Here is a 14196-nt window from a genome sequence, read left to right as displayed (position 1 = left end):
TCGAACTCGGATCAGATGCCCTGGTTCCTTCGGCGGCCGAGGAACCATGCCAACCCGATCGCACCGAAGCCCAGCGTCCCGATGACACCGGCCGACACCATCAGGAAGATGTCGCGACCGGACAGGCCTTCCGTCGACGTGTCGTCGGACGCCAGTCGCAGGCGGTAGTCACCCGGCAGCGGACCCTCAGCGGGCGCCTCGAGACCGGGGAACTGTTGGGTGCGGTGCACCTCGAATTGCCGTTCACCGGTTGGTGACTGGTTCCAGACACCCCACGCGGGAGTGACGCCGTCGAGCAGCACCTTGCGCTCACCGAACTGCGGGTCGTCGCCCACATCGACGATGCGGTTGACCCGGAACGGCTCATACCGTGCGTTCGAGTAGTTCACGAACACCGGCACATTGTCGTAGCGCATCACCGGCGGCGGGGGCGGTGGCGGAGGCATCCCGACACCCGGGTAATAGCCACCGCCGAAGAAGCTACCGACCGCGATGTTGGACACGGCTTGTGCGACGTTGGCGGCCGCGATGACCGGGGCCAGCAGCGCGGCGGTGAAGCTGTAGGCCGCGTACTGGGCGGCCTCGAAGACCATCCTGCCCAGCGGCGGGACGATCATGATCCGCGGCGTCATCTCGTACATGTAGACGATGCGCACCGGATCCCGGTACGGGTTGAGGATGATCGGCCGGTAGTACTCGTCGTACTGCACCCAGTCCGGGCGCCACTGACGCACCGGGCTGATCAGCTCGACCGGCGGATCGACGGCGAAGTTCGTCGTCGCGCTGGTGTTCACCTCGAGGCCGGGGAGCTTCAGGCTCGTCGAGATCTCGCTCGAGAACGATGCGAGCTCCTGCTCCTGCGCCGGGGCGGGGATTTTCTCGTCGACGGGCGCGGCCTTGCTGGCGAGCTGGACATCCTCCTCGGGGGCCTCGAGCGTCTGCGGCTCGATGGTCTCGATCTCCTTGGCGGTCTGCTCAATGGAGACCGTCGGGGTCTCGGACTCGTCGCTACTCGCCTCGGACGCAGTCGTCTCGGCCGACTCGCTCGCCGAGGTCTCGCTGGGCGAGGTCGCTCCGCTGGTCTCTGTGCTCGACTCCGCTGCCTCCGACGACGGAGTGGAGGTCGACGCGGACGACTCCGCCGCCTCGCTCGGGCTGGTGGCGGTGGTCGCCGCGGTCGAGGACTCGGGCGACTCGGCCGCGGTGGTGACCTCTGCCGACGTCTCGGGTGTCGCGGTGCCCGGGGCAGGCGTGATGGGAGCCTGCGAGGCCGTCGTCACGTCAGCCTCGCTCGGCTCGGCCGGCGCGACAGTGGTCACCGGAGGCACTGTGGTCACCGGGGCCTGCGGCTCGGGCGTCGACTCGACCTCGGCGGGCGCCTGCGTCTGCGGTGCCTGAGTCTGAGGTGCCTGCGGCACCACTGGCGCCGGCGCCTCGGCGGGGGCCTGCGGGGCCTCTTCGACGGGCTCGGGCGCCGCAACCTCAGGCTCGGGAGCGACCACGGTGGTGGTCACTCCGCTGTCGTCACCGGGCTGGGCGATCGCTGGGGCCATTCCCCCGGTCAGTGCGGTCAGTGAAATAACGACGCCAGTCGCCAGAACAGCGACGACGCCTCGCTTCGAGCAAAATTCGAGGGGTGCACCCACGTTTATCGACTCCTTCAATTCCCCCGACGAGTTGCCTGGACCAGGAGCGGTCGCTGCGCTGATCTCAGAAGGTTCATCGCTAGTCCGACTCAGGTGTTACACACGGACCTCGAGCGTGCGGTTTCATCCGCGAAACGCCGCGTCACCCGTGTCGATCCGCACAGTCGCCGACCTCGGCGCACAACCCTACGGACGGCGGCGGCGCGCGGCGAAGACGGCCAGGGCGACGCCGATGATCGCGATGATCGGCCCGAGTACCGACCAGGTGGTGGTGTTGGTCATCGGGCTGTCGCTGACGATGACGCCGAAGCCCTGCAAGGTGAACACGATCCCGAAGAATGCGACGAGCAAGCCCAGCACGATGATGGCGATCCGCATGACTTCACCCTACGGTTCCCGATGATCTATCGATGGCTCGTGCGTAAGGCGGCGCATGCCGGCATCGTGCAGGGCGAGCCGTGGTCCACTCGGCTGGCGAGCTGCTCGTCGCCTCGCTGGGGCGAGAGAGACGCGGCTAGCGGCGGCGCCCCAAGTACTTCGCGTAGGCCTCGGCCGCGGCGGCCAACTCGGGACGCGCGTCGAGCAGGGGCTGCATCTTCTTGCGTGCCTCTTCGCGCTTGTAGGGCAGGAACTCGGTCGGGAAGTTGCCTTCGTGCCGGGTGTAGCCGCCCAGCACGCGGCGCGCGACGGTCGCCTTGTGCACCTCGTCGACACCGTCGGCGATGCCCATCGTGGGTGCGGCCGCATACATGGCCTGGATCGGGGTGAGGTCGGTGGTGCCCAGCGATCCGAGGATGTGCAGCGCGTTGAACGACACCTCGCGCAGCACCTTGGCCATCGTGAACTTGACGGCGGCGATCTCGGTGCGCGCCTCCTGGGTAGAGGTGTTGTCGATCTTCCACGCCGTCTCCAGGACGAAGAGGCGCAGCATCTTGATCATCGCGTAGGACTCGGCGATCTTCTCCTGCACCATCTGGTGGTCGGAGATGAGCTTGCCGTGCGACTCGCGCGACAGCGCCCGCTCGCACATCATGTCGAAGGCGAGGTTGCACTGTGCGATGGTGCGCATGGCGTGGTGGATACGGCCGCCGCCAAGACGCCTCTGCGCCAACGTCTTTGCGCCGTCTTCGGGACCGAGAAGATGATCCAGCGGCACCCGGACATCGCGGTAGACGATGTGGTTGTGGTTGCGCGGCTCGGGCATGATCTCCACACCCGGCGCATCACGGGGAACGACGAACATGCCGTTGGTGCACATCACGAAGAGGATGTCGGCCACCCGGCCAGCTGAGGTGAACCACTTCTCGCCGTTGATGACCCATTCGTCGCCGTAACGGACGGCGGTTGTTTTGAAGAGGTTGGGGTCGCTGCCACCCTGCGGTTCGGTCATCGAGTAGGCCGAGAAGATGTCCTGATTGAGCAGCGGTTTGAGCCACCGCTCCTTCTGCTCGTCGGTGCCGTAGGCGGCGAGCATCTCCATGTTCCCGGTGTCCGGCGCCGAGGCACCGAACATGTGTGGGGCTCCGGCGTAGCGACCGATAACCTCGTTGAGCAAACCGAGCTTCAGCTGGCCGAAGCCTGGGCCGCCGAGCTCCTCATCGAGGAAGATCGCCCACAGGCCCTGATCCTTGACCTCCTGTTGCAGTTCGCGCACATAGGCTTTTATCGCGGGATCAGGCAGACGCACGGCGTGCGGGAAGATGTGGTCGAGCGGCTCGACCTTCTCCTCGCAGAAATCCTTGACCCAGTCGAGTTTGCGCTGAAACTCCGGTTCGGTGCTGAAATCCCAGGCCATTCAAATCCCCTCGACATCTGTCCCGTGCCGCCGACATCAGTAACTGCCCACCAGACGCTACGCCGCACCGACCGGGCCTATCGACGGCGCACACGTGTGCCGGCAAGGCCGGAGGTTTGAAATTAACGGATCGGGCAAATCACATGTGCGTTAGTTCCAACGCAATACATACAAGAGAAGAGCGTGACCATGATCATCCTCGGCATCATCCTGTTGTTGATCGGCTATTTCACCAGCCTGTCGATCCTTTACACCATCGGCGCAATCCTCGTGGTGGTTGGTGTCGTCCTGTGGATCCTCGGTGCAGTGGGTCGCCCGGTCGGCGGCCGAAAAGTCTGGTTCTAGCGCAGGAGGCATAGGGGCGGCGCTTATCGATATCCGCGCCGCAGGAGATGTTTGGCGCCGGCATTCGTCGCGGCCGGCGTCGCCATATCGAAGTCGAACGCATTGGCCAGTCGGGCGGTGATTCCAAATACCAGACCGACGGCCAATGCGTCTTCGATCTGTGCCCGGGTGACGCCGGCGTCGAGCACATCACGCATATCGTCTACATCGATCGCCAGGCGCCCAACGCCGCCATGGCGTTGGCGAATTCTTCGGTCTCGACGAGACAGCAGCACATACTTCACCGCTGACTCCCCTCGTTGTCGGGATGTACTTCATTCCTACAACCAAGACGATCGGCGGCACCGCCGATACGACATCCACGCAGCCGACACGGTCGACATCGATTACTGACAGACTCGGGCGGTGATCGGACAACAGCTACTACGGACGTTGCTCAGCCTTGCGGCCGCGGTGTGCGTACTCGCCGGCTGCACGCAGAGCGCTCCACCGGAGCCGTCACCTGCACCGTCGTCCGCACCCACCACCGTCCCCGTGCAGACGATGGACCAGCCGACGTCGCCGGGTCCGCCGGCGGCGCCCGCCGGAGCGCAACCGAAGATCGCGTCCGATCCGGCGCAGCTGGCCGACGACCTGGTGGCCGACGAACGAACGCTGCGTAACCCGTCGACGCCGGAACCGGCGCTGACGTCGGCCGCCCGCCGTCAGCAGGCCGCCTATCGGGCGATCGGACGCAACCCCGACTGGGATCCGATCATCCGTCCTCGGATTCCTCCGGAGCTCATCGCGACGTATGACCGCAACGTCGACGCTCGGCGTCAGCTGTATCCGATGACCGAGGTGAACGACACCGTTCCGGCGTGGCGGATCGTCGCACCGGCTCCGGCGGACGCGTTGATGGCCCACTATCGCGAAGCCGAGGCGGCCACCGGCGTCCCCTGGAACTACCTGGCTTCGATACATCTCATCGAGACCCGCTTCGGCAGCATCGAAGGCACCAGCACCGCCGGCGCACAGGGCCCTATGCAGTTCCTGCCCTCCACGTTCGAGGCCTACGGCGACGGCGGCGACATCCACTCACTTCGGGACAGCATCATGGCGGCGGGCCGCTACCTGGCCGCCAACAACTTCGCCGGCAATCCCGACAACGCGATCTTCCGGTACAACAACTCGGATCGATACGTGCGTGCTGTCCATGACTACGCCGAGGTCTTGGCGGCCGACCCCGCCGCGTTCACCGGCTACTACCGATGGGATGTCTACTACCGCACGACCGCCGGTGACGTCCTGCTGCCGATCGGCTACGTCTCGACGACGCCGATCCCGGTCCAGGCCTACCTGGCCGACCATCCGCAGTAGCGGGCCGACCGGGCGGCACTGTCAACGCGCCAGCCCTCCGACGATCAGGGCCGAGGTCTGCGCAATCCAGGCGTCGTCGATGTCCCGTTCGTTGGCCAGCGCCATCAAGACGGTCCCACCGATCATGTCGACGAGCACGCGTGCGTCGACCCCCGGCGCGGCACGCCCTTCGGACGCCGCCTCGTCGAGGAAACGTTGCAACCGCAGATAGGTGCTGTCCTGTTGCTTGCCGAGCAGTCGCGCCGATAGTCCTGGCTCAGAAGGCAACTCGGCCATGAGACCCGACCAGGCGGTATGTACCGCGGGCGCGTTGAACAATGCGACCGCCGCTCGGACCAACGTGCTCACGGCATCGTCGATACCACCGGTCAGGGGCAACTCGGCGCTCGGCGGGGTCGGAAACACGGCCTCGTAGACGAGTTCGATCTTCGTCGGCCACCGGCGGTAGACCGCGGGCGGTGTCGCACCGGCGCGGGCCGCCACCAAGGGGATGGTCAATCGCGTGTAGCCGATCTCCTCCAACAGTTCGACTGTGGCGCGCAGCACCGCGTCGTCGATCCGTGTGTCGCGCGGCCGGCCTTTGGTGCGCGACTCGCCGGGTTCATCCTGGTTGGACCGATTGATTGACCGCATTACGTTCAGATCGTAATGTTAATCCGGCTACAAGACAAAGGGCATCCTCGAGCGTCGTGCAACGACGCCTACGCCGCAGAGGAGTGATCCACCATCGCCATCGACGCACCGCCGAGACCCCTGCCAATGCGGGCGTTGAATCTGGTTTATCGCACCGCTCGTCGGATCGGCGTGCGCCCGATGACGCTGAGCAAGCCCGCCCTCATGGCGAAAGCAAGCCGACAAGCCAACGGCCTGACCGACTTTGGCGATCCTCGGTTCGAGGAAGGACTCGACCGCCTCATCGACGCCCTCGAGACCGAGGACCGGTTGAACGGGGTCGGTCGGTTGATCGCGAGCTCGCACATCTCCAACCTGCTCCGCCAGCGACTGCTGCTCACCGAACATCTGCGTACTCACCCCGAGATTCGCGGCGAGAAGATCGAGAAGCCGATCTTCCTCGTGGGTGCGCCGCGGACCGGCACGACGATCACCCATCACCTACTGAGCCAGGACGATCGCTTCCGCTATCCCCTCACCTGGGAGTGCGACGAACTGCACCCGCCGCTGAATCCCGCGACGATGCAGAGCGATCCGCGAATCAAGCGCAGTCAGAAGCTGATCGACCGGAGCCTTTCGCTGGCACCCGATCTCGATGCCGCACACCCGATGGGCGCCTGGGAGGCCCAAGAGTGCGCACTACTGCACGCCTACGCCTTCCACAGCGAGACCTTCCACGTGATGTTCAACTGTCAGACCTACGACCGGTGGCTGACCGAGCAGGACCGGACGTGGGTCTACGAGGAGCAACGGCTCCTGCTGCAGTACATGCAGAGCGGCGGGCTGCGTCCCGCGCAGAGCTGGCTGTTGAAGACGCCGCCGCATATGGACAACATCGACAAGATCCTCAAGGTGTTTCCCGACGCCCGGCTGGTCACGACCTACCGCGAGCCGACGGAGGTTGTCGCGTCGAGTTGCAAGCTCACTGGCACGGTCTTCGCGATGGCCGCCGACGACATCGATTGGCACGACCACGGTCGATACATGCGCTGGCGCACCGGCAAGATGCTCAAGCGCAACGTCGAGTTGCGTGAGCAATTCGCGGAGAAGTCGGACCAGTTCATCGATTTCCCGATGGACCGGATGGTGCGTGAGCCGATGACCTGCGTCGCGGAGATATACGCGCACTTCGGTATCGAGCTCACCGAGCCGACCCGTCAGAAGATGGTCCGGTTCATGGAGAAGCGCGGTCGGGGCGCCCGTAAGCCCAACGTCTACGACGCCGCCGACTACGGCCTGGACACCGACGAGCTGTGGCCGGAGCTGCAGTACTACCGGAACTTCTACGGAATCGAGGACACCCGTGACCGACCAGAGCAGTAGCGCGATCCGCTTGGCCTGGGGGCGATTCCGGGATCTGCATGACGACCTACTGGACCTTGCGCTCGCGCAGGGTGATCTCGACGAGGGCGCGGCGGCTGCGTTGCTTCCGCACATGATCGGCCACATTCAGTACATGGGTCTTCAGTTGCGCAGCGATCCGGCGCGTCCGATGTTGATCAACGCACAGTACTCACCGTGGAACTGGGGTCATTCCAACCCGGACACGCTCTACCTGTCGGCGCGCATCGACGACGACCACGACTACCGGGTGTACGGAAAACTCGGCACTGTCGCCCAGACGACGTTCGGGGTCTACGCGGGCAAGGACGATCAGGCCCAAGCGGTCAAGGCGTTGGCCGACGACTTGGTCGTCAAGTCGGACGGCTCGTTCGAGATCTACTTCAGTCGACAGAAGATGGGCGACAGCAATTGGTTCGAGCTTCCCGTCGATGCGGATTCGTTCTGCTGCTATCAGACGTTCGGAGATTGGGACGCTCAGGAGAAGGGCACGATCGGCATCGAATGCGTGAACCCAGGTACGCCGGCAGCTCCGGCGTCGGTTGAGGAGTCGCTTTCCGCATTCGAGGCGCATCTCGCGGCGTCTCGGGACCTGTTCACGATGTGGGTCAAGGACATTCCTGCCCGGGTCTTCGGCGCACTGCCGAAGAATTTCGTCATTCCGCCGATGCAGCCACCGTCGGCGATGGCCGGTGCGTGGTTCGTCCCCATCGCCTGGGAACTGCACGACGACGAGGTTGCAGTCATCGACTACGAGGTGCCGCCCGGCGCTCCCTACGTGGGTATCTGCCTCACCAACGTGTGGAGCGAGATGATCGACATCGAGACGCGTCAGACCAGTCTGAACCTGGGTCAGTCCCTGGTCGATGAGGGACGAGTACGAATCCTGCTGTCTACCCACGACTTCGGCGTACGGAATTGGCTGGACGCGCGGGGCTATCGAAGCGGCGTCGTGACATGGCGGGCAAGCACACCCGAGCAACCCACAGCTCCCACTCTGAAGGTGATCAACGTCGGTGAAATCGACGACTACTTCGATGTTTCGCGGCGCGTCACCGAGGACGAACGCGCGGCGGCGATGGAGGCGCGCCTACGGCACTTCGCGGCGCGAAACACCCCGTGAACGCCGTGGCAATGCGCAGACTACGGCCATGAGTGTCGCTGACTTCAGACCTTGTCGAAATCCGATGAAAACGGGGCGCCACCCCCTGTGGTTTTGGCCAGCTAGACGCTAGCCTTGAAGGCAGCACGGGATGGGGCAGGTTGCGTCCAATGGACTTCGAGTCGGTCCGCTGTCCCCTGTTAGACGGCCGCTGGTGCAACTGTGGTGTTAAACAGCCAGCACCAGGCTGGCCGCCGTCGAATCGCTGTGTGCACAGACGCAGCAGTCGGGTTTGGATCGGGCGCGCTCCTGCCGCCCCACGTACGACCGCCACCCTTAGCTCGGTGCGAATTCATCCAACGCTTCGTCGAGGGTGCGGTACACGTCGACGATGGTGTCGATCCCGATCATTTTGAGCGGCCGACCGGTGGAAGGACCATCCGCAACGACGCCGAATCGCGCTGACGGTGCGATCTCTCGGTGCGCGGTGATCAGCACGGTCATTCCCGCTGAGGCCAGAAAGTCGACCCGCGACAGATCTACGATCAGCGCCGCCGGCTTTTTTCGGGCAACGGCCTCGATCGCGTCGGCCAGTTTGGGCGCAGTAGCCAGGTCCAGGTCTCCCCATACCGCCACTACGACACCATTCCCGACCCAGTGCTCTGCGACGCCGAAGTCGATCGTCGGTGGATTCACGCTTACCCTCTCCAAGCACGAGCAAAGGAATCGGTGACAACAGAGACCGGCCCCGGAGTGCTTCGAAGCCGATCTCTGTTGTGCATGAACCGATTTAGCGGCTACGAACCGAGCTGCGTCGTCCGACGCTGATCCAGATCAGCAAGACAACGACGGCGCCGATGACGGAGCCGAGGATTCCCGAGGGCTGGAGGAAGCCCTCTGCGCCGTCCTTACCGAAGAGCAGGTAACCGAGGAATCCGCCGACGAAGGAACCGACGACACCGAGGACAATGGTCATCACGACCGATATGTTCTGCCTGCCGGGGACCAGCAGGCGCGCCAGAGCGCCGGCAAGGAGTCCAATGACGAGGATGCTCAGGATGAGTCCGATCATGGCGATGAGCCTTTCTATTGAGCGCTGACTGCGCGCTTGGACCGGTCGGTCGAGCTGGGTGCTCGACGCTGCCACCAATGCAACACCCTTAAGGGGGGTGCTAATACACCCCTAAGTAGGTAATCTCAGGCCGATGGCATCGCCGCCGAACACTCCGATCACCGTCGCTCTCGTCGACGACTACGACGTCGTACTGATGGGCGTGGCCAACATGTTCGACCGATACCGCGACCGGGTGGTCGTCGCCGAGATCGACTCCAACATGGGTCTGGAAGACGCGGTGGACATCGTCCTGTACGACTCCTTCGCCCAACCTGAATCCGATCACGAGCAGATCGCACATCTCGTTGCCAACCCGAGGGCACGCCGAGTCGTGGTCTACACGTGGAACTTTCACCCTGAACTCATCGAAAGCGCTCGACAACACGGCGCCGACGGCTACCTCTCCAAGACGCTGCCCGCGCGAGAATTGGTCGCGGCGCTAGAGGCGGTGCACGCCGGAGAGACGGTCATCAGCGACGTCCCGCCGCGGCCCCGTAGCGCAGTCGGGCTTGATTGGCCAGGTCGTGGCGAGGGGCTCAGCGACCGGGAATCAGAGATTCTGGCACTCATCACCCAGGGCAAGAGCAATGCCGATGTCGCGACGTTGACGTATCTGAGTCCCAACACCATCAAGTCCTACATTCGCACGATTTACCGCAAGATCGGCGTGTCCAGCCGCACGCAGGCCGTCCTATGGGGTGTCAATCACGGCTTCACACCTGACCACAACCGCATCGAACATTGGAAGGGCGGCCCGTAGGCTCGATCCTCGCGGCCTACTAGTCGACGCTTTCGTCGCGTTTAGAAACCTCCAAGATCACCGAACAACACTGCTCGTAACGGTTCCCGCATTGAAGAGCCACCCAAAAGTACGAGCAGCGGCGTCACGGTAATTCGAACGCCGCTCACCGAGGCGAGAGGACATCGTCATGAATGGTTACTGGAAGTCCGTCGAGGTCGCGGTGCCGGTCAACATGCATCCCGTGCACATCAACAATTTCATCACCGCCGAGATTCACATCCTTGCCCGCCGGGCCGGAGAGGCCGTTGCCAACGTGCGGATCGGTGCTCCCCGCGAGCCCCGAGGCGACTTCATCGCGTGGTCTGCGTCCTACCTGCCCACGCCGCAGGTGATTGCTGCCTGAGATCCACCCGCAGCGCTAGGTGCTCGTCAAGTATCCGGCGCAGCGCGGCGTCCATGGGATGCGCGGATGCGAGGTCGCGGCCGAACCGGCTGTCCACCACGACTATCGCGCCCTCCCGCGGTTCGGCCGTGTCGACCTGATCGACGAACGGATCGAACAACACGCGCGGCGTGGCCAGGTAATACAGCGCCCGTCGCGACTCATTCAACCCAGCGGCATAGATCAGTCCATGTTGGGTGATCACAAAGAGTTCCGAGGTGATCCTGGCGTTCGCGGTCTCGGCCGTGCCCCACGCCATTGCGGCGCGCCGGCTCTGTACCAATCGATCCGGGACATCATCAGTCAGCGTGAATAACCTTTCGACGAGTGCTCCGCCGTTTCGCGGATATTCATCGATGGCGGGCCTGAAGTACCGCTGGAAGATCTCGCCGAAAAAGTCGGACAGTTGCTCGCTCATGGCGGCTCCCTGGGTTCAGACGTACACCTTCATTGTGCCGGGTCTCCTTCCCGAGCGACGGGAGATATGCAGCAGTCGGTCGTCAGGCCATCTCGGGAACGTGCAGGTGGGCGATCGCCAACTCGAAGTTGCACTCGTCGAGGATCTCTGCAGAGGCTTCCCGGGTGCTTGCGGACCTCAGTTCCTCGATCTTGGCCATATTGTGCTGCAGCGCGTCGGAGCTGTCGTAGGCCACCGAAGACACTCCGCGTCCCGTCGCACGGTCGACCAACAGGCTTGCGCTGCAAAGACCTTCGTGTTCGTCCAGTGCGGGCAACACACCCATCTTGAAGATGTCGATGCCCCGCTCGATCTGGTCGGGCTCCACCTTGACCCAGGTGGCACGGACGCAGGCACCCTCGCGGGACTGATGATCACGGTGTAGGACCGCGATTTCCCATTCGGCGACGTCCGGTTCGCCGCCGAAAGCCTCCGCGGCGCGTTGACGAATTTCCCGTACCGCCCCGTCGCTGGCGCGCATCGCCTCTTCGGTCTCCCAGGCGGTGGTGGCGATGCAGCGGCCCGATGCCCGGTCGACCAAGAGGGAAAGACCGACATAGCCGTCGATGCCCTGCAACTCGGGCATCACGTTGTCGCGGACATTGGCGATGCCGGCGTCGATGGAATCCGTGTTTGATTGAAGGGTGGTCGTGCGTGCGTACATAATCTGCCTCCTCGTGATGACGGGGCAGCGTCTCGACGGCGCTGCCGTCGGGATTCATCGTCCTCCGCTGGGCAGGATGCGGCAAGGTGCAATCGGACCAGATAGCCTCGCGAGGGTTTCGAGTTCTGTGCCGCTGCTACGTCGGGGAGAGGGCGGGGCGAAGCGCCGCCCGCAGACGCCGACATTGCTGCAGACAAACGCGGGTATTGCCATCCTGCCGCCTTGGCCTCCGTCACAATAGGGAGGCCAACATCGCCGCGAAGGGATGCAATCGTGGGGTCTTCCGCCAGTTCGGCCACTGGTAGGCCGGATCTCACCGAGCGGTACCCAGCATTCGCGACGATCATCGCGTTCCCGCTGGCGATCGTCGGCTTCTTCGGGATGGTCAAGAACCCAGCAATGTTCATGCCGCTGCTGGTTCTGGCGGCCGTTCTTCTGGTTGCCGTTGAGTTTGTTGCGGACAAGCGACGAACTCGTAAGCGCCGTACGCGGGTCGATGGTCGCCGTCCGAAGCCGCGTGGCAACCGTCGATGGCAGACCAAGCCGAATCTGGCGCATCGAGAGTTGGCAGCGCGTGCGCGGGCAGAAGCCGCCGAAGCCAAAGCCATAGCCACGGAAACGCGCACACGGGCCGAAGCCACCCAAGCCCGAGCCCTCGCCGCCGAAGCCGAAGCGGTGGCCGCCGAAGCCGAAGCGCTGGCGGCTGAGGCACGCGCGCGGGCTACGGCCACCGAAGCCCAGGCCCTGGCTGCCGAGACCGAAGCATTGGTTGCCGAAGCTCATGCCCAAGCAGAAGCCGCCGAAGCCCAAGCCCGCGCCACCGAGGCCGTTGCTCACTCGCAGGCGCGGAAAGAAGCCGCCGAAACCGAGGCCCGCGCTGCGGAGGCGAGAAAGCAAGCAGCCGCCGCTGAAGCCAACGCCCGCGCGGCCGAGGTCTGGGCACAAGCCGAAGCCGCCGAAGCCAAGGCCCGCGCTGCGGAGGCGAGAAAGCAAGCAGCCGCCGCTGAAGCTAAAGCCCGCGCCGTCGAGGCCTGGGCACAAGCCGAGGCCGCCGAAGCCAAAGCGCGCGCCGCCGAAGTGGAATCCTATTTGCAGGCGCAAACAGAAGCCGCCGAGACCGAGGCCCGGGCCGCCGAGGCGAGAAGGCAAGCCGAGGCTGCCGAAGCCGAAGCCCGTGCCGCCGAAGTGTGGGCGGCGTCAGAAGCCGCCGAGGCCCGTGCCCGAGCCGCCGAGGCGCGTACCCGTGCATCGCAACTACGGCTTGACGCAGAAGCCAACAAACGCTTTCCCGGGTTGAATTGATCATTACATGGTTATGGTGGGGCGGCTCGACTCGACGTACGAGCAATGGATTCGTCGTTCGCAGTACACAAGTTCTGCGAAGATCGCTGATTCCGGTTTCAATTGCGCTGCAGGATAATTCAGTGGCTTGGTGCGCTCGGCTCCCGTCGATCTTGGGAGTGTCAAGGATCAACCGAAGTAGGTGTAAAGCATCAGCCGAAACACTGTCAGCCATCAACCGACATAGAAACGTCAAACATCAGCCGACGTCATACACGCACATGGTGGGGCGGGCGGGGCTCGAACCCGCGACCAATGGATTATGAGTCCACGGCTCTAACCAACTGAGCTACCGCCCCCAGCTAACGCGGCACCTATATTCGCATGCGCTAAACCGCAGAGACCGTCTGCCCGTCGGCATCGACGGAGAACAGTTCGGTGCCGTCCGTCACGAGCGGGGCATCTACCCCCAGCGACACCATGATCTTGTTGGCGGCGTTGCGCATGATGTCCAGTGTCAATTCGAACGCCTGATCCTCCGAGAAGTGCCGGCGAACCTCCGCGGCGAGGTCAGGGCTGATCTGCGACGGTGACCAGATCATGGCGTCGACGAACTGCAACGCCGCCTTGTGCGCATCGGTCAACTTCTCCGACGATTCATACTGCTCGATGTCGCTGTAGAGATCCTCGGATCCGCCGGCGCCCAGCGCGTTGGTCTCCCGGCGCGACTTGCACAGTCGGCAGTTGTGCTGCGTCGCACCCCGCAGCCGCACGACCTCCGTCGTCACCGGATCCAGCCCCCGCAGCCGTGCCACCGCGGGCAGGAACCCGTTGAGCAGCGCGTCGGTCGGATCGGACTCGTGGTCCCACTCGACGGTGCCGCCGTTGCCGTGTCTGCGCAGCCCCAGCGCCTCGAACGCCGCCCACACCCTCGGGACGAAATCGGCGACGAAGATCATCACCACGGTTCGAAACACGTTGTCGCCCAGGGCCGCCGCCAGCTGCTTGCGCTGGTTGTCACCGATGCCCGTCACGTCGACGGCGAACTGCTCGGTGAACGCGCACACAATCGGCTCGTGCTCGGCCGCCCCGTCGACCAGATCGACCTCCATCGGCAGCGGATGCAAACCCAACGCCCTGCCGCACGTCAGCCGCATCAGGGTGTCGAGACGCCCTTCCCCCGACGACATCGCCACCAGACCGCCGATCCGCTCGGCCAGATTCCCGTCACTCACC

17 protein-coding genes and 1 tRNA gene are annotated in these 14196 nt (G+C 64.3%); 7 read left to right on the top strand and 11 right to left on the bottom strand.

Annotation, left to right across the window (positions count from 1 at the left end; translation table 11 throughout):
- Positions 1 to 11: 11 nt before the first annotated feature.
- The 3 genes from BST47_RS09840 to BST47_RS09830 form a co-directional block, all read right to left on the bottom strand.
- Positions 12 to 1646 carry a hypothetical protein gene (locus BST47_RS09840; RefSeq protein WP_083125338.1) on the bottom strand — a complete coding sequence of 545 codons (1635 nt, stop codon included), beginning with the start codon at positions 1644 to 1646 and terminating at the stop codon, positions 12 to 14.
- 186 nt (positions 1647 to 1832) lie between these two features.
- Positions 1833 to 2024, bottom strand: a complete 192-nt coding sequence (locus BST47_RS09835; RefSeq protein ID WP_083125337.1) for a hypothetical protein — start codon at positions 2022 to 2024, stop codon at positions 1833 to 1835.
- A 136-nt stretch (positions 2025 to 2160) separates the two neighbouring features.
- Positions 2161 to 3441, bottom strand: coding sequence for an acyl-CoA dehydrogenase family protein (locus BST47_RS09830; RefSeq protein ID WP_083125336.1), 1281 nt, complete (start codon positions 3439 to 3441; stop codon positions 2161 to 2163).
- A gap of 183 nt (positions 3442 to 3624) precedes the next feature.
- On the opposite strand from BST47_RS09830, the gene BST47_RS30220 reads away from it, so the two are divergent.
- Complete coding sequence (locus tag BST47_RS30220) at positions 3625 to 3786, top strand: hypothetical protein (RefSeq protein WP_165799764.1); 162 nt, start codon at positions 3625 to 3627, stop codon at positions 3784 to 3786.
- A 23-nt stretch (positions 3787 to 3809) separates the two neighbouring features.
- On the opposite strand, the gene BST47_RS09825 is transcribed toward BST47_RS30220, so the two are convergent.
- Positions 3810 to 3983 (bottom strand): hypothetical protein, encoded by a 174-nt coding sequence (locus BST47_RS09825; protein ID WP_234809637.1) that lies wholly within the window; start codon positions 3981 to 3983, stop codon positions 3810 to 3812.
- Between the two features lie 211 nt (positions 3984 to 4194).
- Between BST47_RS09825 and BST47_RS09820 the strand changes: the two genes are divergently transcribed.
- The gene (locus tag BST47_RS09820) at positions 4195 to 5145 is read left to right on the top strand and encodes a lytic transglycosylase domain-containing protein (protein WP_083125529.1); all 951 of its coding nucleotides are present in this window, start codon (positions 4195 to 4197) and stop codon (positions 5143 to 5145) included.
- A 21-nt stretch (positions 5146 to 5166) separates the two neighbouring features.
- On the opposite strand, the gene BST47_RS09815 is transcribed toward BST47_RS09820, so the two are convergent.
- Entirely contained in the window at positions 5167 to 5778 is a 612-nt protein-coding gene (locus BST47_RS09815) for a TetR/AcrR family transcriptional regulator (protein ID WP_207568578.1), read from the bottom strand.
- A 180-nt stretch (positions 5779 to 5958) separates the two neighbouring features.
- On the opposite strand from BST47_RS09815, the gene BST47_RS09810 reads away from it, so the two are divergent.
- Positions 5959 to 7140 carry a sulfotransferase family protein gene (locus BST47_RS09810; protein WP_234809635.1) on the top strand — a complete coding sequence of 394 codons (1182 nt, stop codon included), beginning with the start codon at positions 5959 to 5961 and terminating at the stop codon, positions 7138 to 7140.
- Positions 7121 to 8281 (top strand): hypothetical protein, encoded by a 1161-nt coding sequence (locus BST47_RS09805; protein WP_083125335.1) that lies wholly within the window; start codon positions 7121 to 7123, stop codon positions 8279 to 8281. The genes BST47_RS09810 and BST47_RS09805 overlap by 20 nt, the downstream gene beginning before the upstream one ends.
- Before the next feature lie 315 nt (positions 8282 to 8596).
- Here BST47_RS09805 and BST47_RS09800 read toward each other — a convergent pair whose 3' ends face one another.
- Positions 8597 to 8956: an STAS domain-containing protein gene (locus BST47_RS09800; RefSeq protein WP_107528915.1), complete on the bottom strand. Its 360-nt coding sequence runs from the start codon at positions 8954 to 8956 to the stop codon at positions 8597 to 8599.
- 94 nt (positions 8957 to 9050) lie between these two features.
- Complete coding sequence (locus BST47_RS09795; RefSeq protein WP_083125334.1) at positions 9051 to 9332, bottom strand: GlsB/YeaQ/YmgE family stress response membrane protein; 282 nt, start codon at positions 9330 to 9332, stop codon at positions 9051 to 9053.
- A 133-nt stretch (positions 9333 to 9465) separates the two neighbouring features.
- On the opposite strand from BST47_RS09795, the gene BST47_RS09790 reads away from it, so the two are divergent.
- Both BST47_RS09790 and BST47_RS09785 read left to right on the top strand, forming a co-directional pair.
- Entirely contained in the window at positions 9466 to 10134 is a 669-nt protein-coding gene (locus BST47_RS09790) for a LuxR C-terminal-related transcriptional regulator (RefSeq protein ID WP_083125333.1), read from the top strand.
- Between the two features lie 169 nt (positions 10135 to 10303).
- Positions 10304 to 10519, top strand: coding sequence for a hypothetical protein (locus BST47_RS09785; RefSeq protein WP_083125332.1), 216 nt, complete (start codon positions 10304 to 10306; stop codon positions 10517 to 10519).
- On the opposite strand, the gene BST47_RS09780 is transcribed toward BST47_RS09785, so the two are convergent.
- Entirely contained in the window at positions 10467 to 10976 is a 510-nt protein-coding gene (locus tag BST47_RS09780; protein ID WP_083125331.1) for a hypothetical protein, read from the bottom strand. The two genes, BST47_RS09785 and BST47_RS09780, sit on opposite strands and share 53 nt — an antisense overlap.
- A gap of 82 nt (positions 10977 to 11058) precedes the next feature.
- Positions 11059 to 11679: an ABM domain-containing protein gene (locus tag BST47_RS09775; RefSeq protein ID WP_083125330.1), complete on the bottom strand. Its 621-nt coding sequence runs from the start codon at positions 11677 to 11679 to the stop codon at positions 11059 to 11061.
- 399 nt (positions 11680 to 12078) lie between these two features.
- On the opposite strand from BST47_RS09775, the gene BST47_RS09770 reads away from it, so the two are divergent.
- Positions 12079 to 12981: a hypothetical protein gene (locus BST47_RS09770; protein ID WP_165799765.1), complete on the top strand. Its 903-nt coding sequence runs from the start codon at positions 12079 to 12081 to the stop codon at positions 12979 to 12981.
- 261 nt (positions 12982 to 13242) lie between these two features.
- On the opposite strand, the gene BST47_RS09765 is transcribed toward BST47_RS09770, so the two are convergent.
- Positions 13243 to 13319: transfer RNA gene (locus tag BST47_RS09765), tRNA-Ile, on the bottom strand.
- Positions 13320 to 13349: 30 nt separating this feature from the next.
- Positions 13350 to 14195, bottom strand: coding sequence for a carboxymuconolactone decarboxylase family protein (locus BST47_RS09760; RefSeq protein WP_083125328.1), 846 nt, complete (start codon positions 14193 to 14195; stop codon positions 13350 to 13352).
- Position 14196: the final 1 nt, after the last annotated feature.

The sequence above is a fragment of the Mycolicibacterium tusciae genome (assembly GCF_002086795.1).
Classification (GTDB): Bacteria; Actinomycetota; Actinomycetes; order Mycobacteriales; family Mycobacteriaceae; genus Mycobacterium; species Mycobacterium tusciae.
Note: the sequence above shows the minus strand (reverse complement) of the source record. Positions and strands in the feature narration are given on the sequence as shown.

Excerpts from the sequence above, each read along its gene's own strand:
- BST47_RS09815 (WP_207568578.1), bottom strand. The coding sequence starts at position 5,778 with ATGCGGTCAATCAATCGGTCCAACCAGGATGAACCCGGCGAGTCGCGC.
- BST47_RS09785 (WP_083125332.1), top strand. The coding sequence starts at position 10,304 with ATGAATGGTTACTGGAAGTCCGTCGAGGTCGCGGTGCCGGTCAACATG.
- BST47_RS09780 (WP_083125331.1), bottom strand. The coding sequence starts at position 10,976 with ATGAGCGAGCAACTGTCCGACTTTTTCGGCGAGATCTTCCAGCGGTAC.
- BST47_RS09830 (WP_083125336.1), bottom strand. The coding sequence starts at position 3,441 with ATGGCCTGGGATTTCAGCACCGAACCGGAGTTTCAGCGCAAACTCGAC.
- BST47_RS09825 (WP_234809637.1), bottom strand. The coding sequence starts at position 3,983 with ATGCGTGATGTGCTCGACGCCGGCGTCACCCGGGCACAGATCGAAGAC.
- BST47_RS09770 (WP_165799765.1), top strand. The coding sequence starts at position 12,079 with ATGTTCATGCCGCTGCTGGTTCTGGCGGCCGTTCTTCTGGTTGCCGTT.
- BST47_RS09810 (WP_234809635.1), top strand. The coding sequence starts at position 5,959 with ATGACGCTGAGCAAGCCCGCCCTCATGGCGAAAGCAAGCCGACAAGCC.
- BST47_RS09775 (WP_083125330.1), bottom strand. The coding sequence starts at position 11,679 with ATGTACGCACGCACGACCACCCTTCAATCAAACACGGATTCCATCGAC.
- BST47_RS09790 (WP_083125333.1), top strand. The coding sequence starts at position 9,466 with ATGGCATCGCCGCCGAACACTCCGATCACCGTCGCTCTCGTCGACGAC.
- BST47_RS09795 (WP_083125334.1), bottom strand. The coding sequence starts at position 9,332 with ATGATCGGACTCATCCTGAGCATCCTCGTCATTGGACTCCTTGCCGGC.
- BST47_RS09835 (WP_083125337.1), bottom strand. The coding sequence starts at position 2,024 with ATGCGGATCGCCATCATCGTGCTGGGCTTGCTCGTCGCATTCTTCGGG.